22 protein-coding genes are annotated in these 26,373 nt (G+C 70.8%); 17 read left to right on the top strand and 5 right to left on the bottom strand.

Features of this window, described 5'->3' with window-relative positions:
* Window positions 1–261: 261 nt before the first annotated feature.
* A complete protein-coding gene (locus tag ABZT17_RS10990) occupies window positions 262–3,921 on the top strand; it encodes a LamG-like jellyroll fold domain-containing protein (RefSeq protein WP_356346578.1) in 3,660 nt (1,219 codons plus the stop codon).
* Between the two features lie 107 nt (window positions 3,922–4,028).
* On the opposite strand, the gene ABZT17_RS10995 is transcribed toward ABZT17_RS10990, so the two are convergent.
* Window positions 4,029–4,829 (bottom strand): hypothetical protein, encoded by an 801-nt coding sequence (locus ABZT17_RS10995; RefSeq protein WP_356346581.1) that lies wholly within the window; start codon window positions 4,827–4,829, stop codon window positions 4,029–4,031.
* Window positions 4,830–4,976: 147 nt separating this feature from the next.
* Here ABZT17_RS10995 and ABZT17_RS11000 point away from each other — a divergent pair, with 147 nt between their 5' ends.
* From ABZT17_RS11000 to ABZT17_RS11010, 3 genes are all read left to right on the top strand, one after another.
* On the top strand, window positions 4,977–5,594 hold the full coding sequence (locus ABZT17_RS11000) for a 3'-5' exonuclease (protein ID WP_356346583.1): 618 nt from the start codon (window positions 4,977–4,979) through the stop codon (window positions 5,592–5,594).
* 86 nt (window positions 5,595–5,680) lie between these two features.
* Window positions 5,681–6,343, top strand: a complete 663-nt coding sequence (locus ABZT17_RS11005; RefSeq protein WP_356346585.1) for a hypothetical protein — start codon at window positions 5,681–5,683, stop codon at window positions 6,341–6,343.
* Complete coding sequence (locus ABZT17_RS11010; protein WP_356346587.1) at window positions 6,286–6,945, top strand: IclR family transcriptional regulator C-terminal domain-containing protein; 660 nt, start codon at window positions 6,286–6,288, stop codon at window positions 6,943–6,945. The genes ABZT17_RS11005 and ABZT17_RS11010 overlap by 58 nt, the downstream gene beginning before the upstream one ends.
* A 57-nt stretch (window positions 6,946–7,002) precedes the next feature.
* Here the strand turns inward: ABZT17_RS11010 and ABZT17_RS11015 are convergent, their stop codons facing one another.
* A complete protein-coding gene (locus ABZT17_RS11015; protein ID WP_356346590.1) occupies window positions 7,003–7,785 on the bottom strand; it encodes an IclR family transcriptional regulator in 783 nt (260 codons plus the stop codon).
* 205 nt (window positions 7,786–7,990) lie between these two features.
* On the opposite strand from ABZT17_RS11015, the gene ABZT17_RS11020 reads away from it, so the two are divergent.
* From ABZT17_RS11020 to ABZT17_RS11045, 6 genes are all read left to right on the top strand, one after another.
* Window positions 7,991–8,857, top strand: coding sequence for an ABC transporter substrate-binding protein (locus tag ABZT17_RS11020; protein WP_356346593.1), 867 nt, complete (start codon window positions 7,991–7,993; stop codon window positions 8,855–8,857).
* Window positions 8,854–9,684 (top strand): amino acid ABC transporter permease, encoded by an 831-nt coding sequence (locus tag ABZT17_RS11025; protein ID WP_356346596.1) that lies wholly within the window; start codon window positions 8,854–8,856, stop codon window positions 9,682–9,684. The genes ABZT17_RS11020 and ABZT17_RS11025 overlap by 4 nt, the downstream gene beginning before the upstream one ends.
* Complete coding sequence (locus ABZT17_RS11030; RefSeq protein ID WP_356346714.1) at window positions 9,684–10,433, top strand: amino acid ABC transporter ATP-binding protein; 750 nt, start codon at window positions 9,684–9,686, stop codon at window positions 10,431–10,433. Before ABZT17_RS11025 ends, ABZT17_RS11030 begins: the two co-directional genes overlap by 1 nt.
* Entirely contained in the window at window positions 10,430–11,341 is a 912-nt protein-coding gene (gene mmuM / locus ABZT17_RS11035; RefSeq protein ID WP_356346598.1) for a homocysteine S-methyltransferase, read from the top strand. The genes ABZT17_RS11030 and mmuM overlap by 4 nt, the downstream gene beginning before the upstream one ends.
* A 127-nt stretch (window positions 11,342–11,468) precedes the next feature.
* Window positions 11,469–12,452 carry a 2-oxoglutarate and iron-dependent oxygenase domain-containing protein gene (locus tag ABZT17_RS11040; protein ID WP_356346601.1) on the top strand — a complete coding sequence of 328 codons (984 nt, stop codon included), beginning with the start codon at window positions 11,469–11,471 and terminating at the stop codon, window positions 12,450–12,452.
* A 319-nt stretch (window positions 12,453–12,771) separates the two neighbouring features.
* A complete protein-coding gene (locus ABZT17_RS11045; RefSeq protein WP_356346604.1) occupies window positions 12,772–13,623 on the top strand; it encodes a MarR family transcriptional regulator in 852 nt (283 codons plus the stop codon).
* Between the two features lie 71 nt (window positions 13,624–13,694).
* On the opposite strand, the gene ABZT17_RS11050 is transcribed toward ABZT17_RS11045, so the two are convergent.
* From ABZT17_RS11050 to ABZT17_RS11060, 3 genes are all read right to left on the bottom strand, one after another.
* Window positions 13,695–14,714 carry an alcohol dehydrogenase catalytic domain-containing protein gene (locus ABZT17_RS11050; RefSeq protein WP_356346606.1) on the bottom strand — a complete coding sequence of 340 codons (1,020 nt, stop codon included), beginning with the start codon at window positions 14,712–14,714 and terminating at the stop codon, window positions 13,695–13,697.
* Window positions 14,715–14,785: 71 nt separating this feature from the next.
* The gene (locus ABZT17_RS11055) at window positions 14,786–15,109 is read right to left on the bottom strand and encodes a putative quinol monooxygenase (protein WP_356346608.1); all 324 of its coding nucleotides are present in this window, start codon (window positions 15,107–15,109) and stop codon (window positions 14,786–14,788) included.
* Window positions 15,110–15,232: 123 nt separating this feature from the next.
* Entirely contained in the window at window positions 15,233–15,859 is a 627-nt protein-coding gene (locus ABZT17_RS11060; protein ID WP_356346610.1) for an NAD(P)-binding oxidoreductase, read from the bottom strand.
* Between the two features lie 322 nt (window positions 15,860–16,181).
* Here ABZT17_RS11060 and ABZT17_RS11065 point away from each other — a divergent pair, with 322 nt between their 5' ends.
* The 7 genes from ABZT17_RS11065 to ABZT17_RS11095 all read left to right on the top strand — a co-directional run bounded on the left by ABZT17_RS11065 (window position 16,182) and on the right by ABZT17_RS11095 (window position 26,323).
* Complete coding sequence (locus ABZT17_RS11065) at window positions 16,182–16,757, top strand: TetR/AcrR family transcriptional regulator (protein ID WP_356346612.1); 576 nt, start codon at window positions 16,182–16,184, stop codon at window positions 16,755–16,757.
* Window positions 16,758–16,992: 235 nt separating this feature from the next.
* A complete protein-coding gene (locus ABZT17_RS11070; RefSeq protein ID WP_356346615.1) occupies window positions 16,993–17,946 on the top strand; it encodes an expansin EXLX1 family cellulose-binding protein in 954 nt (317 codons plus the stop codon).
* Window positions 17,947–18,170: 224 nt separating this feature from the next.
* On the top strand, window positions 18,171–19,394 hold the full coding sequence (locus ABZT17_RS11075) for a hemopexin repeat-containing protein (RefSeq protein WP_356346617.1): 1,224 nt from the start codon (window positions 18,171–18,173) through the stop codon (window positions 19,392–19,394).
* Between the two features lie 8 nt (window positions 19,395–19,402).
* Window positions 19,403–19,741: a hypothetical protein gene (locus ABZT17_RS11080; RefSeq protein WP_356346620.1), complete on the top strand. Its 339-nt coding sequence runs from the start codon at window positions 19,403–19,405 to the stop codon at window positions 19,739–19,741.
* A 14-nt stretch (window positions 19,742–19,755) separates the two neighbouring features.
* Window positions 19,756–20,823 carry a PQQ-binding-like beta-propeller repeat protein gene (locus ABZT17_RS11085; protein ID WP_356346622.1) on the top strand — a complete coding sequence of 356 codons (1,068 nt, stop codon included), beginning with the start codon at window positions 19,756–19,758 and terminating at the stop codon, window positions 20,821–20,823.
* Window positions 20,824–20,829: 6 nt separating this feature from the next.
* Window positions 20,830–23,733: a DUF6603 domain-containing protein gene (locus ABZT17_RS11090; RefSeq protein WP_356346625.1), complete on the top strand. Its 2,904-nt coding sequence runs from the start codon at window positions 20,830–20,832 to the stop codon at window positions 23,731–23,733.
* 58 nt (window positions 23,734–23,791) lie between these two features.
* A complete protein-coding gene (locus ABZT17_RS11095) occupies window positions 23,792–26,323 on the top strand; it encodes a hypothetical protein (protein WP_356346627.1) in 2,532 nt (843 codons plus the stop codon).
* The last annotated feature ends 50 nt before the right edge of the window (window positions 26,324–26,373 follow it).

A 26,373-nucleotide genomic window follows, 5' to 3' on the forward strand; every position in this document is an offset into this window, starting at 1 on the left:
GGCGCACGGAAGCGGTCTGGAGAAGCTTGCGTCGAAGGGATTGCTGGTCAGGCTCCCTGATGCTAGCTTCCCGAACCGGTTCGACGAATTGATCCTTCCGACCGCCGGAGGCGCAGTCCTGAGACTTCCTTGGATCTTCCGCAACAAGGGGCCGCCCCTCGCCGCCGACCTGATGAGCCGCTTGCCACTCCCCACCCCCACGATCGAACCGGTTCGACGCATGCCGACACTCTTCGACATCAAGGATTGAGGACGCGATCCATGTCATCCGCTGACAGATCCGCCCCCCGCCGGGCCGCGACCGCCGCAGCGCTGGCGCTGGGCGCGGGCCTGCTGGCCGTACCGGCCGCACCCGCGCAGGCGGCCGGCCTGCCGCAGCCCGTCGCCCACTACACCTTCGACCAGGACGACCCCTCCTCCGGTCTGATCACCGACAGCTCCGGCAATGGGCTGACGGCGACCCTGGTGAACGGCTCGACCGCCCGGACCGTCACCGGCACCGACGGCGGAACGGCCCTCGCCCTGCCCGGCGGGGCACCCGCCTCCGACGGCGCCTACGTCCGCCTGCCCCGCGAACTGCTCGCCGGCGCAACCGACTTGACCGTCTCCGCCCGCGTGAGGTGGAGCGACGACAAGTCGTCCTGGCAGCGCATATTCGACCTGGGCACCGACACCACGAAGTACCTCTTCACCACCCCTTCCAACGGCAGCGTCCTGCGCACCGCCGTGACCACCGGCGGAGGAGGCGCGGAGGCCCAGGTCTCCGGCTACGCGCCCCTGCCCGCCGACGACTGGCGGACCGTCACCGTCACCCTCGACACCACCGCCCACCGGGTCACCACCTACCTCGACGGCGTCGCGGTCTCCTCCGCCGCGACGACCGTCGACGCCCAGGACCTGCTCGGCGATTCGGCGACCACCGCCGGCTACATCGGCAAGTCCTTCTACCAGGACCCGCTCCTCAAGGGCGCGATCGACGACTTCACGGTCTGGCACGCGGCGCTCAGTCCCGAGCAGGTGGCCGGCACGGTCGCGAACGTGCCCACCCTCCAGCAGCTCTCACAGACATCCTTCGAGGTCCGTACGACAACCGGGACCGCCCCCTCCCTGCCCTCGGCCGTCCGCTCCTCCTTCTCCGACGGCTACGACCGCGACACACCGGTCACCTGGGACGCCGTCCCGGCGGACGCGTACGCCCGGCCGGGCACCTTCACCGTGGCCGGCACCGCGGCCGGGCGGGCGGTCGAGGCGACCGTCACCGTCGTCCGCGAGGGAGCCCTGACCGTCGATCTCGGCTCGGACACCGGCGCCTTCCACGGCGGCGCCTCCGGCACCCTCTACGGTGTCTACGGTCCCGACGTGCCCACCAACAACCTCATCGAGGGCATGGGACTGCGTACGGTGTCCACGAAGGCGCAGGACGGACCACAGCACCCGGGCGCCGACGCGCTGGAGGTGGTGAAGCCGCTGGCCGACTCCACCGACGGTGACGTCTACATCTACATGACCGACATCCACCGCGGCTTCCCCTACGAGTGGCCGGGCGCCACCCCCGCCGAGAAGCTCAAGCTCTACGAGGAGAAGATCGCCAAGCAGGTCGACCAGGTGCTGAAGCTGCCCGAGCAGTACCAGGACAACATCGTCTTCGTGCCGTTCAACGAGCCCGAGGGCAACATGTTCGGCACCGGCGAGTGGAGTTACGACAAGGTCAGCTGGCTGAACGACCCCAAGGACTACTTCGCCGCCTGGGACGAGGTCTACAAGCTCATCAAGGACAGGATGCCCGGCGCCCGGATCGCCGGCCCCAACACCAGCGTCCTGTACGACCAGGTCAAGGGCTTCCTCACCCACACCCTGGCCGCCGGCACCCTCCCCGACGTCATCACCTGGCACGAGCTGAGCCACCCCGAGGCGGTGCGCCAGAGTGTCGCCAAGTACCGTGCCTGGGAGAAGGAGTTGTTCCGGGGCACCAGCCGTGAGGGCACTCAACTCCCGATCAACATCAACGAGTACGCCTTCAACTACCACACCTCCGTCCCCGGCCAGATGATCCAGTGGGTGTCCGCGATCGAGGAGTCCAAGGTGGACGCCGACATCGCGTACTGGAACATCGACGGCAACCTGTCCGACTCCGCGGTGCAGTCCAACCGCGGCAACGGGCAGTGGTGGCTGCTGCATTCGTACGCCTCGATGAGCGGGCACACCGTCAAAGTGACCCCACCGTTCCCCGGCGAGAACTACACCATGCAGGGCGTCGCCACGCTCGACGAGCGGAAGAAGCAGGCGCGGCTGCTGTTCGGCGGGTCCGACGGGAAGGGACACATCACCTTCGCCGGCATCCCCCGGAAGGTCTTCGGGGATCGCGTGCACGCATGGGTGCGCGAGATCGACTGGAGCGGCCAGATCGGGGACAACTCCGGCCCGAAGCTGCTGACCGAGCAGAACCTGACAGTGGGTCAGGACGGCACGGTGGCAGTGGACTTCGGCGACGGAGGACTGCCGAGCCTGAAGGAGTCCTCGGCCTACGAGATCGTCCTCAGCCCGGCCGGCGAAGCCAGGGGCACGCAGGCGCCGCCCGTGCGCTGGCAGAACTCGTACGAGGCGGAGGACGCGGCGCACTCGGGCAGCGGCTACTCCAAGAACGGCCCGGAGGGCTCGACCGGCGACGTGTCGAAGTTCTACACCTCCGGCGGCTACGACGTGGGCGGTCTGCGCACCGGCTCCGACGTCACGCTCGACTTCGCCGTGGACGTGCCCGAGGACGGCACCTACGACCTCAGCGTCTTCGCCAACTCCCTCAACACCTACGACAAGGTGAGGGACCAGGGGCCCACCAACGTGTTCCTGCGCGTGGACGGCACGGCCGACAGCGAGCAGCAGCTGTATCTGCCGCTCGGCTACAAGTGGGTGGTGTGGGACCACACCGACACCAAGGTCCATCTCACCAAGGGCAGGCACACCCTCACGCTGGCCGCCAAGAGCCTCGACGGCAAGCGCGTGACGACGGGGGACGCCATCGTCGACCGGCTCACCCTGTCCCTGCCGGCCGCTTCGGCGGCCACCCAGATCTACGAAGGCGAACTGTCCTGGACGGCCGGTGGCGCACAGCCCGTCTACGACCTCCCCCGGCACACCGGAAAGCCGGCCACCGGCTCGGGCGCGGTCCGGGTCGCACGCGACCAGACGGCCACGTTCTGGGTCTACTCCCCCGCCGACCGCGAGGCCACCCTCCGGGTCGACACCCTGGGCCCCGCGAACGCCCGGCTCTCCGTCAACGGCCATGAGGTGCTCGACCTCGCCAAGGGCAGGCAGGCGGTGGCCGTCTCACTGTCCGGCGGCGTCAACAAGGTGACGGTGACCGGCGGTTCGGCCCCGACGCTCGTCGACCGCCTGAGGGTGACACCCACCGACGGCACACTCAAGGCACGTACGTACGAGGCCCAGGACGCCAAGCTCGCGGGCACGGCCACGCTCACCCCGCTGTCGCTCGCCACGGACGGTACGGCGATCACCGGGATCGGCGGTGATCCGGGCAACGGCAACACGGCGACGTTCACCGTCGCCGCGGACCGGGCGGGCCTGTACGCGCTGCGCATCCGCTACTCCAACCCGGAACAGTCCGAGGCCACCCACTACAACCCCGACCCACTGGCCCGCCACGCCGACATCTCCGTCGACGGCGGCGCGGCGCGGCGTGTCGGCTTCCCGCACACCTTCCACCAGAACGACTTCTGGGAGCTGACCGTCCCGGTCCACCTGAAGCGGGGACAGAACACGATCACGTTCCGCTCGGAGGAACTCCCCGACTTCGACGGCACCACCTACGCCTCGGACACCTTCCCGGGCGTGCTGCTCCGCTCCCGTTACGCGCCGCTGATCGACCGGATCGTCGTCGCGCCGTACGCACGGGAGGCGCGATGAATTGATGCCCCCGGCGGCGACGCGAGGCGCACAGTGTGCGAAGAGCGGGGCGCTCCTCCCCTTCCCCACCCGACGGACACGCCCGCGTCGCCGCCGGCGCACGACGACTACTGGCCGCGGCAGTGGTCGGCCGAAGCCGGGCGGTGAGCGCGCGGCGACGCGGTGTCTCCCCGCCTCGCGGTGGCGGCGGTCAGACCTTGCTCCGCCGCCCAGGCACGCAGCGCGGCTTCGGCTTCCTCCCGGGACTGGGGGCCGCGGTCGATGTGGAGTTGCTGAAGGTGGCGGATGGCCGCCGCTATCGTCCGGCCTTGAGGCAGACCGAGCAGGGCGATGATCTCCTTGCCGCCGAGGGGCACCGGAATGCCGGGCAGTCGCTCGTAGAGGGCTCGCTCGGCTGCGGCACGCTGTTCGCGCTCACGCTCGGCCTGCTCCCTCGCGTGCCACTCGTCGTAGTCGGCCGCGTCGCGGGCGCGCAGCGCGGCCCGGCGCCAGTCCTCCTCGTCCCGCCCCTGGCCGAGGCCCACTTCCACGAACAGATCGCGGTGGTCCGGTGCGCCGGGACCGGCCCATGCCACACCGAGCCGGGCGAGCGCCGCGTTGATCGGCCAGTCCTCCCGCGCACCGCTGAAGTCCGAGGTATGCACCGGCCCCCACTCCTGCACACCGGCCCGCCACAGGGCGGCCTTCTGATCCCCCTCGCCACCCCAGAAGTCCGCTTCGACGTGGGCCACCGGTCCCCTCCGTGAGAGGTCACGCAGCATTCCCGGCAGATCACCGCGGAGCGCGGTGGACAGCGGCAGCAGGCCCATGCGCTGCCTGAGCGGAGCGACCAGCGCCCCCGGCACTCCCTCGGCCCAGCCTCGCAAGTGGTCGAACTCACCTACGACGGCATCAAGTCGGTACGACATCTGCGCACAGTATCCGCGTTCTCGCGGCGTCGGCTCCATGCGTCCAACGCTGCTGGAAGACGCCCGCCTTCCTGATCGCCGAACTCTGATCCCTTCCGCGGAGAAAGTGAGATGCCGGAGCCGGGCTCGTGTCCCTACTCTCGGCCCATGCGCCACCAATCCACCCTGCTGAACGTCATTGATGTGGAAGCCACCTGCTGGGACGGACAGCCGCCGCCCGGCTCCGTGAACGAGATCATCGAGATCGGCCTCACCGTCGTGGACGTGGCGGCACGGCACCGTGTGTCCCGCCACCGTGTCCTGGTCCGCCCCGCGCGGTCCAGGGTCAGCGGCTTCTGCACCGAACTGACCGGACTGACCCAAGCCGAGGTGGAACGGGGCGTCACCTTCGCCGAGGCCTGCCGGATCCTCGTCGAGGAGTACGAGGCCGGCAAGCGCCCCTGGACGAGTTGGGGCGAGTACGACCGTCGCCAGTTCGCCCGGCAGAGCCAGGCCGATGGAGTGGCCTACCCCTTCGGCTATCCGACGGAGCGCACCCACACCAACGCGAAGGCCGTATTCACCTCGTCCTACGGACTGCGCAGGAAACCCGGCATGAGCCACGCCCTCCAGATCGCCGGACTACCGCTCGAGGGACGCCATCACCGTGGCGAGGACGACGCGTGGAACATCGCCGCACTCGTCCTCGACCTGCTGGATCGCGGAGCATGGCCGGCCACCGACACAGCCGTCCAGCAACCCGGCGGAATCCCCCAACAGCAGTGAGACGGCGGCGCGTTACCCGTCCCCCGTCCTTCACGCTCCGCGCGCCATAGTGGAGCCAAGAGAAGCCGACATCAGGGGGATATTTCGTGATCGAGCAGGCGTATGTTCAGGCCGACGACAAGACCTCACCGGCGGTCAAGGACATCAGGGAGCGGATCTCGAAGGCGGTGGACGCGACGACGGGCACCACCGCCCTCGAACGCCTCAGGTGCTGGCTGCAGATGCCGGTCGACTCCGAGTTCGCGAAGATGTTGGACAACGACTGCCAGGTGCGCGCTCGCAGGGTCGGCGGTCTGCTGAGCTCCGGGACCGGGGGTATGTACGAGCCCGCCGACCTCTCGGTGGCACTCAACGTCCCGGGCAAGTGGACGGCCATCGACTCGGCCGTGAAGGCCGAGCGCGCCGTGTACGTCAACGGTTCGACCGGACACGTGGGCGGCACCGAGAGCAAGTTCAACAACACCCGCAACACCGGGTTCCGTGTGATCGTCTTCCTGGCCGTCGGACAGGAGAGCGGAGGACGCGGCTACTACCTGGGCTTCGACCCGGACGTCAGCGCCACGAAGGAGTCTCAGACCGCGTGGACGGTAGCATCCGGCGCATGGACGTGGCGACGGGTGCCCTGCCGCGAGGGCTCGGGTTGGTGGAGCGGGTGGTCCGCGGGGAGCTCGACAGCCGAGGAGGGCCCGGTGTGGTCCGGCTGGCGGAGGAGAGCGGGCTGGACAAGGGGCAGGCGTCGCGGCTGCTGAGGGATCTGGTCGGCACCGGGACGCTGGCCCGGGACGGGCACGAGTTCCGCGCCGGTGCCGACCTGCTGGCCGTGGCGGCCGAGGCCGGTCCGTGGGGGGTCGAGAGCCGGGCCCTGCTGCGGGAGTTGGTCGTCCGGTTCGGCGCGTGTGCCTATGTGGACGTGCTCTGCGGGGCGATGGTGCTTTCGGTGCGGGCTGAACTGGCGGCCTGGGCCGAGTTCTCCTGGGCACGGGCGGGGCGGCTGACGCCGGTCTGGTGCACCGGCGCGGGACGGGCGCTGCTCTTCGACCACGCGCGGGAGGAGGTCGAACGGCTCCTCGGCGGTGAGGACTTCATCGGGGCGGGCGGTCCCTACGCGCCGCGGACCGTGGATGATCTGCTGGCGCGGGTCGCCGCTGACGTGGGGCGCGGGGTCGCGGTGTGCGAGAGCGAGTACGACGAGGACGTGCTGGAGGTCGCCGCACCGGTGCGGGACGTACGCGGGGACGTGGTGGCGTCGGTCAGCGCGGTCGTGCCGCACGCGGCGGCCCGGGACGACCGTGAGGAGCTCGTCGCCGCCATCGCTCACGCGGCGGAGCGACTGGCGTCCCTTCTCGGCTGAGGCTCGACTGTGGCTCGGCTGTGGCTCGGCTGAGGTTCCGCTCACCTGATCCCACCGTCATCCCTCGTCCCTCTCCCCCTCCGTCGAGCGCAGTGCGGCGGTCAGCCAATGGCTCCAGCGGACCACCGACTCCGCGCAGGCCGCCGTCGTCGGCTCCAGACGGCGGCGGGGGCCGACGACCTGTACGGCGGCGACGATCTCCCCTCGGAAGTCCCTGACGGGAGCGGCGAGCGAATAGAGGCCGGGTTCGGCCTCCTGGTCGACGATGGAGTAGCCCCGCTTGCGTGCCGTGTCCAGGCGGGTGAGGAAGTCGTTCAGGTCGGCCGGGGTGTTGGGGCCGTGCCGGACGAAGGCAGTGCGGGCGAGGACGGCCGCGACCTCGGTGTCGTCGGCGTCGAACAGGAGGGCCTGTCCGGCGTCGCTGCAGTAGGCGGGGTAGGCGCGGCCCACCCAGGACACGAACGAGGACAGGGCGGGCGGCATCGATTCGAGGATGGTCACCGAACTGGCGCCGCGCAGAACGCCCAGGTAGGCGCACTCCCCCGTGTCGGCGGCGACGCCTTCCAGCGCCGTACGGCCGTCGCGGCGCAGCCGTGCCTCGGTGATCTGCTGGGCTCGCGCGTACAGCTCCCAGGCGACGGAGTAGCGCAGCGACACCGGATCGCGGCGCAGGAAGCGGGCTGTCTCCAGGCTCCGCAGGATGCGGGAGACCTGGCTGCGTTCACGACCCAGTAGCGCGGCGACCTCCGCGGCGGTGTGGCCGCGAGGGTCCGGCGAGGGGTGCTGGGCGAAGAGGCGGAGCACGGCCAGGCCGCGTGTGAGGCTGCTGTCGGTGGTCATCGCGGGCCGAGCATAGCGCCAGGCCGCGGTGCCGCCGGGGGCGATCGTTGCGCGGACATTGCAGGTTCATTGCAAGGTGCGTGCATGATGAGCAACTGGATTTGCCTATTACGCATTCACGGATAGTCTCCAGCCATTCCCCGCACATCAGGCTCATCTGGAGTTCGTCTTGTCCGCTCTGCGCCCGCTAGTACTCCTCGGTTCCGTGGCACTGCTCCTGGCGGGCTGCGCCGACCCCTCCGAGCCGACCGCCGCCTCCTCCGCGGCCCCGTCCGGCACCGCTTCCGGCGCCGCCCCGGTCAAGAAGAACGCCGCCCTCGCCGCCAAGGTCCCCGCCGCCCTCAAGGCGAGCGGGATCAAGGTCGCCAGCGATGTCAGCTACCCGCCGATGGACTTCTTCGCCTCGGACAACAAGACGGTCGTCGGCGCCGAGGCCGACCTCGACAAGGCCCTCGGCACCGTCCTCGGAGTCAAGGTCACCATCGTCAACGTGCCCTTCGACTCGATCCTGCCCGGCCTGCAGTCGGGCAAGTACCAGCTCGGCGTCTCCTCCTTCACGGACACCGCCGAGCGGGAGAAGGTCGTCGACTTCGTCACCTACTTCAACGCGGGCACCTCCCTGCTGGTCCCGGCCGGAAATCCCAAGGCGCTCAAGCCCGGCGGCGACTCGCTGTGCGGCCGGACCGTCGCCGTGGCGAAGGGGTCCACACAGGCGCTCGTGGACCTGCCGGCCCGTGCCAAGACGTGCAAGACGCCGATCAAGGTCAGCACCTTCCCGGACGGCACCGGTGTGAACCTCGCCGTCACCAGCGGGCGCGCCGACGCCGCCCTGGCCGACTCACCCGTCGCCGCGTACGCCGCCAAGCAGTCCGGGGGCAAGCTCGACGTGGCCGGCGATTCCTACGGCAACGCGCCGTTCGGTATCGCCGTACCGAAGCACAGTGAGCTCACCGATCTACTGAAGTCGGCTCTGGAGGACCTGAAGGCGAACGGCGGTTACGAGCAGATCCTCGCCAAGTGGGGCCTGCAGTCGGGCGCCCTGGACACGTTCGAGATCAACGCGGCCTCATGACCGCCGAGTTGCCGCTCTACCGCCGACGCAGACCGGGCCAGTGGGCCCTGACCCTCGTGGTCGTGCTGCTGGCGGCGGCCCTGGTCCAGTCACTGATCACCAACGGGCGCTTCGGCTGGGAGACCGTCGGCGCCTGGCTGTTCAGCCGAACCGTGCTGACCGGCCTGCTGACCACCCTGGAACTCACCGCCGCCGCCATGGCGATCGGGCTCGTCCTCGGCATCGCGCTGGCGCTCATGCGCCTGTCGGACAACCGCGTGGCCCGGACGGTGAGCTGGGCGTACATCTGGCTCTTCCGTGGCACCCCGCTCCTGGTGCAGTTGCTGTTCTGGGGATTCATCTCCGCGCTGTACCCGACCCTGTCCCTGCATCTGCCGCTCCTGCCGGCCATCGGCAGCGTGCCCGCGAACTCCGTCATCACGACGTTCACGGCGGCCCTGCTCGGTCTCGGCCTCAACGAGGCCGCCTATCTCGCCGAGATCATCCGGGCCGGAATCGTCTCGGTCGACCCCGGGCAGACGGAGGCGGCGGACGCGCTGGGGCTGTCCCGGGCCAGGACGCTGCGCCGGATCGTCCTGCCCCAGGCGATGCGGGTGATCATCCCGCCGGTCGGCAACGAGACCATCTCCATGCTCAAGACGACCTCCTTGGTGAGCGTGCTGGCCTACGCCGAACTGCTGTACTCCGTGCAGATCGTGTACGCCCGCACGTACCAGACGATCCCGCTGCTGATCGTCGCCAGCATCTGGTACCTGGCCGTCACGACCCTCCTCAACATCGGCCAGCACTACCTCGAACGTCACTTCGCGAAGGGCGGCAGCCGATGATGATCGAGGCCACCGGTGTCCGCAAGTTTTTCGCCGGGCGGGAAGTACTGCGCGGGGTCGACCTGTCCGTACCGCGAGGTACGGTCACCTGTGTCATCGGGCCCTCGGGCTCGGGCAAGTCCACCTTCCTGCGGTGCGTGAACCATCTGGAGCGGCCCAACGGCGGACGCATCCTGGTGGACGGCGAACCGATCGGCTACGAGCCCTACCGGGACGGGCTGCGCGAGCTGCGCCGCCGTGACCTGGCCCGGCAGCGCCGTGACATCGGCATGGTCTTCCAGCGCTTCCACCTCTTTCCGCACCTGACGGCCCTCGCCAACGTCGTTGAGGGACCGGTCGGCGCCGGCCGCCCCCGCGCCGAGGCCGGCGAGGAGGCGCTCGCGCTCCTCGACCGCGTCGGCCTGGCCGACCGGCGCGACGCCTACCCCGCCCAGCTCTCCGGCGGTCAGCAGCAACGCGTCGCCATCGCCCGTGCGTTGGCCATGCGGCCCAAGCTCATGCTCTTCGACGAGCCGACCTCGGCACTCGACCCGGAGCTGGTCGGTGAGGTCCTGGACGTCATGCGCGGCCTCGCCGCGGACGGCATGACGATGCTCGTCGTCACGCATGAGCTGGGCTTCGCCCGCGAGGTCGCCGACGAGATCGTCTTCTTCGACGACGGCCGCATCCTGGAGTCCGGACCGCCCGCACGGGTCCTGACCGCCCCCGACCACCCCCGTACCCGCGACTTCGTGACGAGAGTGCTGTGACGACCTTCCGCGACGCCCTGGCCGCCGGCCCCCTCGTCCTGGACGGCGGCATGTCCAACGAGTTGGAGGCCCAGGGCCACGATCTCAGCGGCGCGCTCTGGTCCGCCCGTCTGCTCCGCGACGACCCCGACGCGATCACGGCCGTCCACCGCGCCTACTACGCGGCGGGCGCCCAGGTCGCCATCACCGCCGGCTATCAGGCCACTTACGACGGTTTCGCCCGGCTGGGCATCACTCGCGCCGAGACCACCAGGTTGCTGCGGCGCAGCGTGCGCCTGGCCCGCGAGGCCGCCGAGAGCGCCCCGGGCGGGACCGGCGGCGCTCGCTGGGTGGCGGCGTCCGTGGGGCCGTACGGCGCGATGCTGGCCGACGGCTCGGAGTACCGGGGCGACTACGGCCTCAGCGTGGCCGAGCTGACACGTTTCCACCGCCCCCGGCTGGAGGCGCTGGCCGAGGCGGCACCCGATGTCTTCGCCGTCGAGACCATTCCGGACCTGCGCGAGGCCGAGGCCGTCCTGACCGCCCTCGACGGCCTGGGCATCCCGGCCTGGCTCTCGTACAGCATCCGCGGCACGACCACGAGCGCGGGCCAGCCGTTGGCCGAGGCGTTCGCCCTGGCCCGGAGCAGCCAGGACGTCGTCGCCACAGGGGTGAACTGCGCCCCGGCCGCCGACACGGCTGCCGCGCTGGCCCTGAACACCGCGCTGCCCGGCGTGGTCTATCCGAACGGCGGCGGCGTCTGGGACCCCGAAGCCCGCGGCTGGCTGGGCGCCCAGGACGAGATCGCGGACCTGGCTCCCTCCTGGCTCTCCGCCGGTGCGGTGCTCGTCGGCGGCTGCTGCCGGGTCGGCCCGGCCGAGATCGCGCAGCTGGCCGGCCGCCTCGCCGTTTCCCCGCCGGGTCACTGAACGGCGTTCCCGGGCCGGGTACGCACCCGTACGCGTGTGTGCGCCGCGCCCCCGACGGCGCGCCGGGCACCGCCCGATCCCGCTCGCCACCTCCTCGTACACGCATCGCTTCCAAGGAACGACACCCATGCCCCAGCCCGCCTCCCTCCCGGTGATCGACCTCTCGGCCCTCGACCGTGAGGCGCTCCACCGGGCCGCCCGTGACGTCGGCTTCTTCCAGTTGGTCGGTCATGGCGTCAGGCCCGCCGAACAGGCCCGGCTGCTCGGCACCGCCCGCGACTTCTTCGCCCTGCCCGAAGCCGACCGCCACGCGCTCGACAACCTCAACTCGCCCCACTTCCGGGGCTACACACGGATCGGCAACGAGCACACCCAGGGCCGCCGCGACTGGCGCGACCAGCTCGACATCAGCAACGAGCTGCCCGCGCACGTGCCGGCCCCGGGCGAGCCGCCGTACTGGTGGCTGGAGGGGCCCAACCAGTGGCCCGAGGCCCTGCCCGTGCTGCGGGAGGTGTCGCTGGAGTGGATGGCCCGGCTCAGCACGGTCGCCCACCGGCTGCTGCACGAGCTGCTCGCGGCGATCGGCGGCCCCGAGGACTTCTACGACGACGCCTTCTCCGGACACCCGCGCAACCACCTGAAACTGGTCCGATATCCGGGACGTGCCCCCGTGGGCGGGGACCAGGGCGTGGGCGTGCACAAGGACTACGGCTTCCTGACGCTGCTGCTGACCGACGAGGTGCCGGGGCTCCAGGTGGAGGCGCCGGACGGGCACGGCTTCATCGACGTGCCGTATCTGCCCGGGGCGTTCGTGGTGAACCTGGGCGAGCTGCTGGAGGTCGCGACCAACGGCTATCTGAAGGCGACCAACCACCGTGTGGTCTCTCCTCCGGGATCACGCGAGCGTTTCTCGGCACCGTTCTTCTACAACCCCCGGCTCGACGCCCGGATCTCGCCGCTTCCCTTCCCCGGCGCGTCGGACGCGGCAGGCGTGACGGAGGACCCGGACAACCCGCTGTTCGCGGAGTTCGGCTGGAACGAGCTCAAGGGCTGGGTCCGCGCCCACCCCGCGGTGGTGAGCAGGCACCATCCGGGACTGGCCGTGGCCTGACGGCCAAAGCAGCAGCCGGGAAGGACTTCAGTGACGGCGGGTCCTGGGACTCACCGGCCGCGTCTCCTTCAACGGCAGCGAGGGGCGCCTCGAGCTTCTCGTCGAGGAGTCCACCTGGACGCGCTCGGGCGGGCGGCCGACGCCGTCGACGGGGCACGCTCCCTGGTGAGCGGCCTTGCCGCGAACCGGTCCTTCGAGTCGGGCGGTCCCGTACGGACCCGGGACCTGCTCGACATCTGACGTTCCCCGGTTCGCCCACCGATGAGTTTCGTGGTGCCGGAAGGTCCATCCCGGCACAACGAGACGAATGGAGAGCCCCATGCGCAAGGCGCACTCGTATCCGAGGGCAGACATCGCCCGCCGCATGTTCGAGCTCCTGGAGCCGATCTGCCTGGTCACCTTCTTCGCCGACGAGTGCAACGAGGAACTCGCCGCCCTCGGCCACCGCACCTACTGGGACGGCTACTTCGCCAGCCGGGCCGCGCCGCTGGGCCGGGTGCCGGCCCAGGTCGTGCACGCGGCCTTCTACAACTTCGCCGACGGTGAGGCCGCGCGGCACATCCCCAGCGCCTGGGAGACGATCCCGCCCGAGGCGTCCGTCGCCGCGCGGGAGCGGGGCAGCGCGGCCTCCCTGCGGCGCATCCTCGGCGAGGAACTCGCCGCCTCCCCGGGCCTGGTGCGCGCCGCCGACCTGACCACCAAGGCCGCGACGAGCGCCCCCACCGAGGGCCGGGTCATGTACGCCGGGATGCGCACCCTGCCGGTGCCCGCCGACCCGGTCGCCCGGCTGTGGCATTCCGCGACCATGCTGCGCGAGCACCGCGGCGACGGACACATCGCCGCCCTCGTCGGCGCGCGCATCGGCGGAACGGAGGCCCACATCCTCTCCGCGCTGGAGCAGGGCATCCACCCGCCGGAGTCGTTCGGGCGTGTGCACCACCTGCCGAAGGAGCGGCTGGCCGCGGTCATGGAGGGCCTGCGCGAACGCGGGCTCGTCGACGGCGAGGGCCGGTTCACCGACGCCGGCCGGGAGACCAAGCAGCGCATCGAAGCCCTGACCGACGAACTCGCCGCCCCGCCCTACGAGGCCCTGTCTCCTGACGAGTTGGACGAACTCGTCGCCGCGCTCGGCCCCATCACCGCGACGCTGGTGGCCGCGGGATCACGGTGACACGCAAACAGCGCGCCGAGGGCCCGGTCCAACCGGGCCCCGCACCAGGAGGGACCGACGGTCCCGGTTCCTCACTTCTCCAGTACGAAGATCGGCTTGTGGCCGGCGTGCCCCGAGGTCAGCACGTCGGGGATCTCGTTCCAGGCGTGGATGCCGCTGGTGACCAGCTCGGGATGGAGGGTGCCGGATGCCACCGCTTCCAGGGTCGGTGTCATGTTGGGTCGCGCGTGCCCCTTGCCGTTGTGGAAGTGGACTCCCCGCTGGTACAGGGCCAGCAGCGGGAGCTGGACGTCGTCGAAGTAGATGCCGACGCTGTTGACGTGGCCCTCGGGCAGGACCGACAGCAGTGCCTTGCGCAGGCGCTCGGGGTCGCAGCTGGCGTCCACGGCCAGGTGGAAGTCCTTCTCGCGCTTGCCGCTGACGTCGTGTACCTCGGCACCGAGCTGCTCGGCGACCTTCATCCGGACCGGGTCGTCGTCGTAGTAGACGGTGCGGGCGTTCGCGCAGTGGACCGCGACGTCGACGCAGTACAGGCCGATGGAACCGGTGCCGCCGAAGACGGCGATCTTCGGGTCGGTGATCCCGGCGACGGTCGGCATCACCGTCTCCCAGCCGAGGGCGAGGTTGTCGCCGATCGACGCCAGGTGCACGGGGTCGACGCCTGCGGGGAGCTTGGCGAGATTGAAGTCCGCGTAGGGCACGCGGATGAGTTCGTCGAAGCAGCCACCCCAGGCCCCGTTCACCGGAAGGCCGTACTGGGCGTCGCCGTGGCGGAGACAGCGGGCGGTGTGGCCGAGTTCGCACTGCGCGCAGGTGCCGCACGCTATGTGCCAGGCGACGCCGACGACGTCGCCGACCGCTACGTCCGTGCAGTCGGGGCCGACCTCGACGACCGTGCCCACGCACTCGTGGCCGAGCGGGAACGGGCCGAAGCCGGAGAACGGTGTCCTGTCGTCGATGACATGGTGGTCGAGGTCGCACGTCGTCGCCGCGAGCGGGCGCACCAGCGCGTCCGTGCCCTCGACGATGACGGGGGCGTCGACCTCGTCGAAGCGCAGTTGTCCGGGCGCGACGAACATCAGGCTCTTCATGGGGAAACTCCTCGGTTGCGTGGGGGGTGTCGGGTCGGGCGGCAACTCCGTCGGCCCAGTGCCCTCGTAGGTCAGATGGCGCCGGAGTCCGGGGTGCCCGCGGGAAGCGCCTCCAGGAAGAAAGCGTCCAGCGGGGCGGCCAGGGCCTCCGACAGGGCAGTGCCGATCTCCCGCATCGCCGCGCCCTTCATGTGCGCGCCCAGCGCCTCCCGCGAGGCCCACTTCTCGATCATCACGAACTCGCCGGCGGTGCCCGCCTTGCGGTGCAGCGCGTACAGCAGGCAGCCGGGTTCGGCGTGCACCGCGGGTATCTGCGCCCTGAACGTCTTCTCGACCAGTTCTTCCTGGCCCGGCTTCGCGACGATCGTCGCCACCATCACCACCGGCTCCGCCATGGAGTACACCCCTCTCGCTATAACAGTCGTTATAATCATGACAGAAGCCTGGGACCCTGGTCACCGGGGCTGATCGGTTGACCCACACCGACGCAGCACGGACCGAGATGCCGGATGAGGACGTCAGTCCGTGATCACGGGGCTGCGGTGGATCCACTCGTCACTGTGCGCCGCCTGGTGCATGAAGGCGGCGACGTCGGCCCGGCTGATCGTCGGGTTGCCCTTCATCGGCAGCCGGTCGTCCGCCTGGAAGGTGCCCTTGGCGGGACCGTGGGTCAGCCGGGTCGGGAGCACCACGGTCCAGTCCAGCCCGCTGTTGCGGATCCGCTCATCCGCGATCTCCTTGTCGGCGTAGATCGCCCGCGTCACCGTGCGGTAGATGAGCTTCTGGGCGGTGCTCGCCCAGGCGTAGGTGTGGCCGACTCCGAACGAGGAGAGCCACACCAGTCGCGAGACGTCCGCGGCACCGGCCGCACCGATCAGCGCCGCCGAGGAACGCGTGAACAAGCCGTCGGCCGTCACCGAGTTGCCCCGGCCCAGGGCCGAGAGGATCGCGTCATGTCCGGCCGCCACCGCGGCGATGTCGCGCTGCGACGTGGCGTCGCCGATGACCGGCGTCACCCCCTCGGCCAGGTCACCCAGGGCATCCGGGTTGCGCACGAAGGCCGTGACCGAGTCACCCGAGCGCACGGCCATGTCGACGAGGTGACGTCCCGTGGGACCGGTCGCGCCGAGAACGAGCAGCTTCATGGCAGGGAGCCCTTCCGGGGAGGAGAGAGTTAAACGGACAACTGTCCGGCTTCGTCGTGAAACTTATCGGACAGCTGTCCGCTTAGCAAGTGAGGCAACAGGGCGGCATCACACTCGCGCGGAGGCCTGCCCGCGAGAATCGCGTCATCGATCGCCTGCCATCGATGGCGCGGGATGGGAATCGACCAGCCATACGCTTCAATGGTGGGAACGTGAGGCGGCGGGCCATGGCGTCGGCTACAGCAAGCACCGCGACAGCCTCAAGCGGATTGCCGTCCGCTTGTCGGGTGCCAGGTCTGAACCCGGAAGAGGGAGTGGGGTTTTGAGTAATGGCGGGCCTCAGCGCTCGGACGCGCAGCGCAATCGTGAGCGCATCCTGGAGGTGGCGCTGGTCGAGTTGTCCCGTTCGGCGGACGTTCCGCTCAGCGTGATCGCCAAGAAGGCGGGCGTGGGGCAGGGCACGTTCTACCGCAACTTCCCCAACCGTGAGGCTCTCGTCCTGGAGGCACATCGGCGCGAGGTGGAGCAACTCACCGAGGGTGCGACCGAGTTGCTGGAGACCAAGGCGCCCGACGAGGCCCTGCGCGAGTGGATGAGCAGGCTGGCCCGCTTCGCCGTCGCCAAGGTGGGACTCGCCGAGGCGATGCGTCAGACCATCGGCACGTCGACCGCCTCGGCCCAACCGGGGTACGCGCTGGTGGTCGCGGCGATCGAGGCGCTGCTCGCGGCCAACCACGAGGCCGGCACCATCCGTCCCGGCGTGACCGCCGATGACTTCGTCCTGGCCATCGCCGGTATCTGGCAGATCGACGTCAACGGCGACTGGCACGCTCAGACTGCCCGGCTCCTGGATCTGATCATGGACGGCCTGCGCACGGGAGCACCGGGCCGGGGCTGACCGCCGAGGGGTGACTGGCTTGGAGGCCGACCATCCTGGAGGCCGACCAACTGGCGATCCGGGAATCCGTACGACCTCCACGGTGACGCGTGAGCCGGGCTGAGCGGCCTCCTGGATGGCCCGGCCGGAGACTCGCTCAAGTTCACCTGGCTGAACTGCGGATGTCCGGCAACCTTTCGGCCTCGGGCGGTCACTGAGGGGTGCACCATCAGCTCGCTCCCCGAACGGACAGACAATGCAGACAGCGAGGCAGGCCGCGCGGCAGCGCAGGCAGAGACGCAGGCTCATGCTGGGCACCACGCTGGGGGTGGCCGTCGCAGGCGTTCTCGCCTATCTGGTCTTGGGGGACCTCCCCGGCCGAAAGGCCGATACGGAGGTTGCCGCGGCCACGCCGGCCGCGAACACCCCGGTCAGTTCCGCGAGCGCGGACAGGACCGAAACGCCGACCGCGTCAGCGACCTCCTCACCGACCGCCACGCCCAAGCCGTCGGCTTCCAAGTCCCAACCCGCCGCGCGGAAGCCCGCCAAGGCCACCCCGCGCCCACCGCGGCAGACGGCCGCCACCACATCGTCGGCGGGGCGCATCCAGCCCGGCACCTCCTACAGCGGGGTCGCCACCGCCTATGAGGCCGGGGACGGAAACGGCGCCTGTCTGTTCGGCCCGAGCCCCGACCTCATGATCGCGGCGATGAACACCACCGACTACCAGACCTCCAGGGCGTGCGGCGCGTACGTGCAGGTCCGTGCGGCCAACGGCAAGTCCGTCACCGTACGGATCACCAATGAATGTCCGCTGCCCTGCGCTCCCGGGCAAATCGACCTCAGTCAGCAGGCCTTCGCGAAACTCGCCGAGCTCAAGGTCGGCCGGCTCGCCATCACCTGGAGCCTGGTGAGCCCCAGCTCGATCGGCGACATCTCCATCCGCTACATGACGGGGTCCAGCGCCTACTGGTGCGGCATCCAGGTCATCGACCACCGAAACCCGGTGACGGCACTCGCGGTACGGACCGGAAGCGGCTGGCGGCCGCTGCCCCGCACCGGCTACAACTACTTCATCTCCGCCGACGGCACCGGATGCGGCAGCTCCATCAGGGTCACGGACATCTACGGCCAGCAACTGACCATCAATGGCCTCGCCGTGAAGCCGAATGTCGTGCAGCCCACCCAGGTGCAGTTCGCCCGGCACTGATCACCCGGCCGACGCCTGCGCAACGCCCTCGCCGCGATCAGTTCCGCGACGGGGGCGCACGGGGCAGAATCGAACTGAATTATCCCTTCCGCATTTCTCCGATTGTCTTCGGTGAAGCGCAATCGAGTGGATCTCACCCGGATGGGTTTACAAACGCCCGCCCGAGACCCATCCTTCCTTTACGCTGGCTGTGCGTGACCCGGCGGTTGCGGAAAGGATCGGCCATGGCTCAGGCGCGAACGGTGTTCTTTTTCCGCGGCGGCAAGTATGTGCGCTACGAGATCGATCCGGCCACCGGTGCCGAGTCGGTCAATCACGATATCTACCCCCGCGATGTCTCCGAGGCGTGGACAGCGATGCCGGCCTCCTTCACGCATGGATTCGACGCCGCCCTGACCTGGCCGGACGGTTACGTCTATTTCTTCAAGGGCCCGCAATACGTCCGCTGGGACGCGACCGACGACACGGTCGACGCGAGTTTCTATCCCCACGCCACGGCCGATCAATGGCCCGCGCTGCCCGCGTCGTTCGCCGCCGGCATCGACGCGGCGATCAACTGGGGGGACGGCCGGGCGTTCTTCTTCAAAGGGTCGCAGTACGTCCGTTACGACATCAAGGACAACTTCGTCGACCACAACATCTACCCCCGGGACATCAGCGACGGCTGGCCGGACTTCCCGGCCGCCTTCAAGAACGGCATCGACGCGGCCGTCAACTGGGGCAACGGGACGGCGTACTTCTTCAAGGGTGGCAGCTATCTGAACTACGACATCCAGAACAGCAAGGTCCGCCCGGGCTACCCGCTGCCGATCACCGAGCCCGGAAAATGGCCCGAGTTGGTGCAGGCCGGTTTCACCGGTCCGCTGGACGACGTGATCGAGTGGCCGCAGGCCGACGTGGCGAGCGTGAAGATCCCGGACCGGCTGCTGTCCTGCAGCAAGAGTTCGCTGCCTCGAGTGCGCTGCGGCGGCGAGTTCGACATGCATGCCGTGTTCACCGAAGCCAACCCGTCGATTCCGGCCTGCGGGGAATACCGGCAGTACGTCCGGGGCGTCCTCGAGGTGAACGGACAACCCGTGCGCTTCGTCCTCAGGGAGAACGGAGTACCGGCACCGCGCCTGATGCGCCCGAGGCCGGGTCCGGGTTCCACCGACGACAATTTCCAGGAAGACGGTCAGGCTGCGTCGAATCCGGACAACCCATTCCACGTCGACCTGGACTACGGCCATCGCAACGCGTCCGTCGGCAATGGCAACCGCAACGACATGTACCTCCTGGATCGACGCTCCGGTGCCGAATACGTGGGCCGGGACACCCCGGGAGGCAACGGTCCGGCCGGCATCTTCTTCAAGATCGACGTCGATTTCCGCGGGCAGCTGATCGATGTGTGCAATGGCGGAACCGTACTGTTCACCAGGGAGTGGACCGTGAATTGCAGCGTGCCGTAATGAGTCCCATGAATGCGGAAGAACCGCAACTCGCAGGTGATTTCTGGGTGTACCCGCAGCTCGGCGACACGTCCGACGACTCGGTGCGGGTCAGCGTGGCCATCGCGGTGGAATCGCCGTCCGACATGCAGGACACCGACGTGGCGGTGGACCTCGTCGCCGACGGGCAGAGTCTGAACCTGGCCGAAGGGCCCGCGCCCGGACTGCTTCCGACGATCGAACTGGTCGGCGCGAACGCCTATGCCCTGTACCGGTTCGACAACCCGGACCATCTCACCCCGGCGACCGTGACCGTGACCGTGCGCGGTGGAAGCGCGGCATTCGACGTCTCACCGCCAGTCGCCTGAAAGAGGAACCGCTCATGAGCCAGCCGGGCACCGTGGCGCTCACGGTCGAACACGACGGCTCCGTCCAGGCCATCGCGTTCAGCCCGGACAGCTCACGGTTCGCCAGCGGCGGCACCGACTCGGTGCTGCGGGTGCGCTCGGTCGGCATCGGCCCCCCGATCGACGTGCCCACTCAGGGACTGGTCTCCGCCATCGCCTTCAGCCCGGACGGAACCACCTTCGCCGTGGCCGACTTCGAGCAGGTGTTCCTGCGCCACGGCACGACGGGGGCGGCGATCTGGCAGGGTCCGCTCGACCCCGGCAACTCCGTGAACACCCTACGGTTCTGCCCGGACGGCAGGCTGGTCGCGGCGACGGACACCGCAGTCGTCGTACTCGACGGCCCCACGGGCGGCACACTGCGGCGGATTCCGGTCGACACCCCGCTCATCGCCGATCTCGACCTCAGCCACGACGGCTCCCGGGTGGCGCTGGCCATCGACCAGCGCCACGGCGGAGACCACCAGTTCGCCGGGTCGGCGCGGGTGCTGGCGCTGGACACCGGGGCCGAGACGGGACGGCTGACCCCCGACAACGCGGTGTTCGCCGTGGCCTTCAGCCCCGACGGCTCCCTCGTGCTGTGCTGCTCCGCCGACGACACCACGCGCATGTTCGAGGCGGACGGCGGAGCGCAGCTCTGGCCGACCGAGGACGACGTCGACGATCAGGTCACCGCGCCGAGCTGTCTGGCGTTCGATCCGAAGGGGAAGTGGACCGTGGTCGGCGGCGCCGACGGGTTCGCCCGCGTCCTGGAGGCCGAGTCGGGGGTGGAGAAGGGCCGGGCGCCGAAACTGACGCCCGGTGGCCCCAACCCCGAGTTCGGCGCGGTCACCCATGTGGCGTTCGCGCCCAACGGCAAAGCGGCCGCCAGCGCCTCCGTCGACAACGTGGTGCGCGTGTTCGCTCTGGACGGCAAGGAGCACTACACAGTGAGCACCGAAGAGGTGCAGGCGATGGCGTTCAGTCCGGACGGCCGCTGGCTCGCGGTCGGCTGCTTCGGGCGCGCGCTCGTCATCGACAACGGCGACATCGGCCTCGGGTAAGGCGCCATGGACCCGCACGCACTTCTGCAGCAGATCGCCGACCAGCTGCGCGCACTCGCCCAGGACGCGGTCGAGAACCTCGTGCGGCAGCTCCCCCAGCTGGGCGACGACCCCTCCGCCGCCGGAACCGTACTGGCCGGACGACTCCTCGCGGTGCACGACCGTCTGCCGCCGGGGAACTCGCTGGTGGAACTGGTGCGGGAGGTGCTCGGCGAGCTGGACGCCAGTGCGCCGGTACGGCTGCACGGCTGGCGGCGCGCGCCCGGAGCACCCCTCGGGGTGGCCCTGGTGCTGACCGATCCGTCCGGCGCCGCGGCCGGGCGCGCGGTGCTCGGGGTGACCCCGGGTGGGCCGGTCTTCGACGTGGTCGTCACCCCCGAAACGACGCTGACCCTGCCGCCGACGGTCAACGGGCCGTGGAGCGCGCAGGCCACCATCGCCGCGCCCGGCGGCTGGGACGCCGCGTTCGGCCCCAGCCTGCCGCCCGCCCCGCCCGGCGGCAGCGCGACGATCCGGCTCCAGCGCGCCGGACGGCTGACCGCCGGAATGACCGACGGGCCCGGGATCGGCGTCAACGGCCTGGGGATCACCGTCACCGCGTCCCCGGGCGCCGCCCCGTCCGTCGCGGTCGAACTGCGCGAACTCACCGCGGCCGTCCTGCCGACCGCGCTGGCGCGGATGGTCGGCGTCGACGGAGCCAGTCCTATGGCCGCCGCTTCCGGGCCGGTCACCGTCACGCTCCAGGCGGACCGCGTCGACGGGCTGCGCTTCACCGGAACGGGCGGGCTCGGGGTCCCGCTGCCGTTGCGGCTGGCCGCGCCCGGGGTAAGCACCCGGGGTGCCGCACTGGAGCTGGCCTCCGACGGCGGTGCGCCGCGCCTCGCGCTGTCCTTGTCGCTCACCGCCGGGATGCCCGGGCTGCCCGTGCGGGTCTTCCTGGACGGCGCCGGCATCGACCTGCCCATCGCCCTGACGCCCGCCGCCCCCGTGGGCCTCGACCCGCATCGTCTGCGCGAGCTGTTCCCCGACGGCATCGGCACCGAGCTCCAGGTGCCCCCGGTCTCCGGCAGCGGTCTGGTCCGCCGTACCCCCGACCAGGGCTACGCCGGGCTGCTCTCGATCGATCTGGGCGTGCTGCAACTGCAGGCGTTCGCGATGTTCCGACCGCCGACCGCTGGTGCGCCGACCAGTTTCCTGGTGCTGCTCTCCGCCCAGTTCCCGGCGCCCGGCATCGAGCTGGGACTGGGCTTCGCCCTCGACGCCGTCGGCGGACAGATCGGCGTCAACCGGCGCGTGGACGTAGCCGAGTTGCAGCAGCTGGTGGGCGACGGCAACGCCGACCGCGTGCTGTTCCCGCACCATGCCGCGGACCGCGCCACGGAGATCATCGCCTCGCTCGGCGCGGTGTACCCGGTCGCCGCCGGTCGGGTCCTCGTCGGGCCCATGGTGCGCCTCACCTGGGGTGGACGGATCGTGTCGCTGTCCGGCGCGCTGATCCTCGAACTGCCCGCCCCGGTGCGGGCGGTCCTGGTGGGGCGGCTCCTGGTCGGGCTGCCCGACCCCGAGCTGCCCCTGATCCGGCTCCAGGCCAGTGTGCTGGGCCGGCTCGACCCGGGCATCCCGGAGGTCGAGGTCCTGGTGTCGCTGGCCGGGTCCTGGATCGTCGGACTGGCGGTGCGCGGCGAGATGTACCTGCTGGTACGCGGCGGCGCGCAGCCGGAGTTCGTGCTGTCCGCCGGTGGCTTCCACCCCCGCTACAGCCCGCCGCCGAAGGTGCCCGCGCTGCGCCGTCTCCAGGTCGATCTGGCCCCGGGCGGTGGCTTCGGGCTGCGGATGGAGGCGTATCTCGCGGTCACCTCCAACGCGCTGATGTTCGGCGGTCAGGTCCAGCTGAACGCGATGATCGCCGGGTGCGGAGTGCAAGGCTGGCTGGGGCTGGACGCGCTGTTCGTCTTCGACCCGGTGTTCTCGTTCGCGGTGCGTGTGCGGGCCGGGGTGGCGGTGCGCGCGTTCGGCCACCGGCTGGCCGGCGTGGCACTGGACTTCACCCTGGAGGGCCCGGCGCCCTGGCACGCGTACGGCACCGGCTCCATCTCGGTGCTGTTCTGGGACGTCTCGCTGGACTTCGACGTCCGCTGGGGCTCACCGCCTCCCGCCGCCGCACGGCCCGGACGAGATCCGCTCGAACCTCTGCGCGAGGCGATCGCCCTCCCCAGGAGCTGGGTGGCGCAACGGCCCGCGGTCGAGCGCACCGCGCTGAACTTCACGCCCGCGGCGACCCGGAAGCTGACCGACGGCACCCTCGTGCATCCCGACGCCACGCTGCGCGTCACCCAGGAAGTGCTCCCCCTGGGCGTGGCGTTCTCGCGGTTCGAACGCCGTCCCGTGCCCGTGCAGACATGGACGATCCAGCAGGTCACGCTCGGCACTCCCCAGCCCGCCGACCATCTCCCGCCGCTGCCCGAGCGGTTCGTGCCCGCCGACTTCTTCGACCTCACCGAGGACGAGCAGCTCACCCGCCCCGCCTTCGCCGACTACGCCGGCGGGGTGCGGGTGGGCACCGACGGGGTCCGGGTCGGTCCCGGCCACCGGGTCGACGACCGGTACGAGACCGCGTACGAACCGCCCCTGGCGGAGCGGCAGTTCTCCACCTGGCCCGGGCACTTCGGCCACGAGGCGGTGTTCACGGTCGGCGCGACCGAACGGCTGGAGCGCTGGCGCACCGCCGAAGCGGCCGTGCGGGTCCGTCCCGCGACGCTCAGCGTCGTCGATGCCAAGGACCTCGACCCGCTGCTCCACGACGTCTCCCTGGTCAACGCCACCGCCGACGCCTGGCAGACGGTGCGCGGACAACTGGCCGATCCGCGGCGACCGGTGCGGCTCGTCGAGAGCTGGGAGCAGCAGGCATGAGCCACGGGGCGAGCGGGCAGCCCGGGCACCGCATGTGCGGCCGTGACGGGAGCGACGTATGAGCACGCGATGGTTCTTCTCCTCGGCACGGCTCGGGGCGGCGGCCTCCGCCACGGGACAGGCGCTGACGACCGCCGTGCTGTTCGGCCGTGACATCGACGGGCGGCACACGCAGGAGACGGCGACGGGGCCGACGCTGTCGCTGGTCGGGCCCGGCGACGTGCTCGGCTTCGACCGCACGATGGTGCTGCGGGAGGAGCCCCCGTCCGGGACGGCCCAGGCGGCGGAGAACATCATGGCGAGTGTCGAGTTGGCGCACGCCGACCTGCCCTGGCTGCTGTCCCCCGCCACGGCCGCCACACCGTCCGGGCCGACCCCGCAGCCGTGGATCACTCTGGTCGTGCTGGCCGAGGACGAGGCCGCCGCACCGCGCGACGGCAACCCCCTGCCGGTGCTGACCGCCCCGGTCGCCGCGCTGCCTCCGCTCGGCGAGCGATGGGCATGGGCACATGTGGAGGCCCGCCTCCCGGACGACGTCACCGACCTCGCCACCGCGCAGCGACTGGCCGAAGAGGGGGTGCGCGCGCACTCGGCCGAGGTCGTCGGACGTCTGGTGTGCCCGCGGCGGCTGGAGCCGGACCGGGGCTGGATCGCCGCCGTGGTGCCCGCCACCGCCGCCGGACGGGCCGCGGGGCTGCACGGGGACCCGGCCCGCGCGGGCACCGGGGATGCCTGGCCGATCGACGGCTCCGACACCGTCGAGCTGCCCGTCTACCACTGGTGGACCTTCCGCACCGGGGCCGCGGGCACCTTCGAGGAACTGGCCCGACGGCTGCGCTTCCACCCCGCCGCCGAAGCCGGTCTGGGCTCCCGCACCATCGACGTGAGCCGCCCCTGGCCGGCCGAGCAGCCGGCCGGTCCGGCCACCGTGTCCCTCGACGGCGCGCTGCGGGTGCCGGGTGCGGAGGGAGCCGAGACCTGGTCGGACCCGGCCGCACAGGACAGGTTCCGCACCCTGCTCCGTGCCCGCCTCGACGCGCCGGCCCAGCGCCGCGACGCCGCCGGGCAGCCACCGGAGGAGAGGGACACCGCGGCCGTGGCACCGCCGTTGTACGGCAGCCACCACACCGGGCAGCAGACCGTGCCCGCCGACCCGGACGACTGGATGAGCACCCTCAACCTGGACGTGCGGCGCCGGGTGGCAGCCGCCCTGGGTGCCCGCTATGTGCAGCAGGAGCAGGAGTTCCTGATGGCGCGGGCCTGGGAGCAGGTCGGTGAAGTCCGGCGGGCCAACCAGCTGCTGGCCGTCAGTGAGTTGTCCGCCGCCGCTGCCGAACGGGCCCAGCGCAAGCACCTCGACCCGCTGGGGGTCTCCGACCTGGTGACCGTGCTGGCACCGGCGGGCGACCGGGTGGCGGTGTCCGTACCCGCGCCGGCCGACACCCCGGCCGATTCCACCACGGCCACCCTCACCTCCCTGCTGGCCGCGTCCCCGGTGCCGACCGGCGCGGCCAGCACCTCCTTCGCCAGGCTGACCCGCCGCAGTGGCGCGCTGGCCCGGCGCATGAGCCGGGTCGCGACCCCCGGTGCGCCCGGCGTCGAGGCGACCAAGCCGGTGATCGAACAGGGGCTGAGCGACATGGGCGGCGGGGATCGGTCGCCCGAGGTCGAGCTGCCGGGTGAGCTGCGCACCGGGATCAGCCCGCCCCGGTTGCAGCTGCTGCGGATGACCGACCGCATTCCCGCCGACTTCTGGGCCCGGCGCACCGAGACGGAGGCCCGGCCGCTGCGGCCGATCATGGCGCACCCCAAATTCACCGTGCCGATCGCCGAGGAGCTGCTGGCCCGCTGGCCGGAGTGGGCGATTCCGGGAATCGGGGCGCTGCCACCCGACTCGGTGACGCTGCTGAAGACCAATCCCGAGTTCGTCGCCGCCCTGCTGGTCGGGCTCAACCAGGAGTTCAACCGGGAGCTGCTGTGGCGGGAGTTCCCCACCGACCAGCGCGGCACGCCGTTCGCCCGCTTCTGGCCCGGCGACGCGGACATCGACGAGATCGCCCTCTGGCCGCTGGACACCCCGCTGAGCAGCCGACTGCGCGACGGCGGCGACGGTCATCTGGCCGTGCTGGTGCGCGGGGAGCTGCTGCACCGGTTTCCCGGCACCGCGCTGCTCGCCGTGCGCGGCGACAACGGGAGGCTGCCGGAAGCGTTCGACGGCGTGCCGGGCACCCCGCTGGCGCTGGACGAGTCCACCGTGCTCTATCTGTTCGCCGCGCTCGACGAGCAACAGGCCCGTGCCGAGGGCTGGTTCTTCGTGTTCCGCGAACCGATGCACGGCACCCAGTTCGGCTTCGACTCCGGCGCACAGCCCGCACCGATGGGCAGTTGGGCCGACCTCACCTGGCAGGGCGTCACCCTGGACGCCGCCCGGTTCGTACGCCTCGCCCCGCCGCCCCCGGCGCCGCAGCCGACCGGTCCGCCACCACCCGATACCCCGGTGTGGGGACGGGACGCCGCGGACACGGCCCGCATCGCCTTCCAGCAGCCCTTCCAACTGGCCTTCCCGGCAGCCACGTTGCTCACCGGCTGAGCACCGCGAGCGCCACGCCGGGCACCAACCCGCGGCCGAGCTGGCACCGC

It is taken from the genome of Streptomyces sp. NPDC005648, assembly GCF_040605395.1.
Lineage (GTDB): Bacteria > Actinomycetota > Actinomycetes > Streptomycetales > Streptomycetaceae > Streptomyces.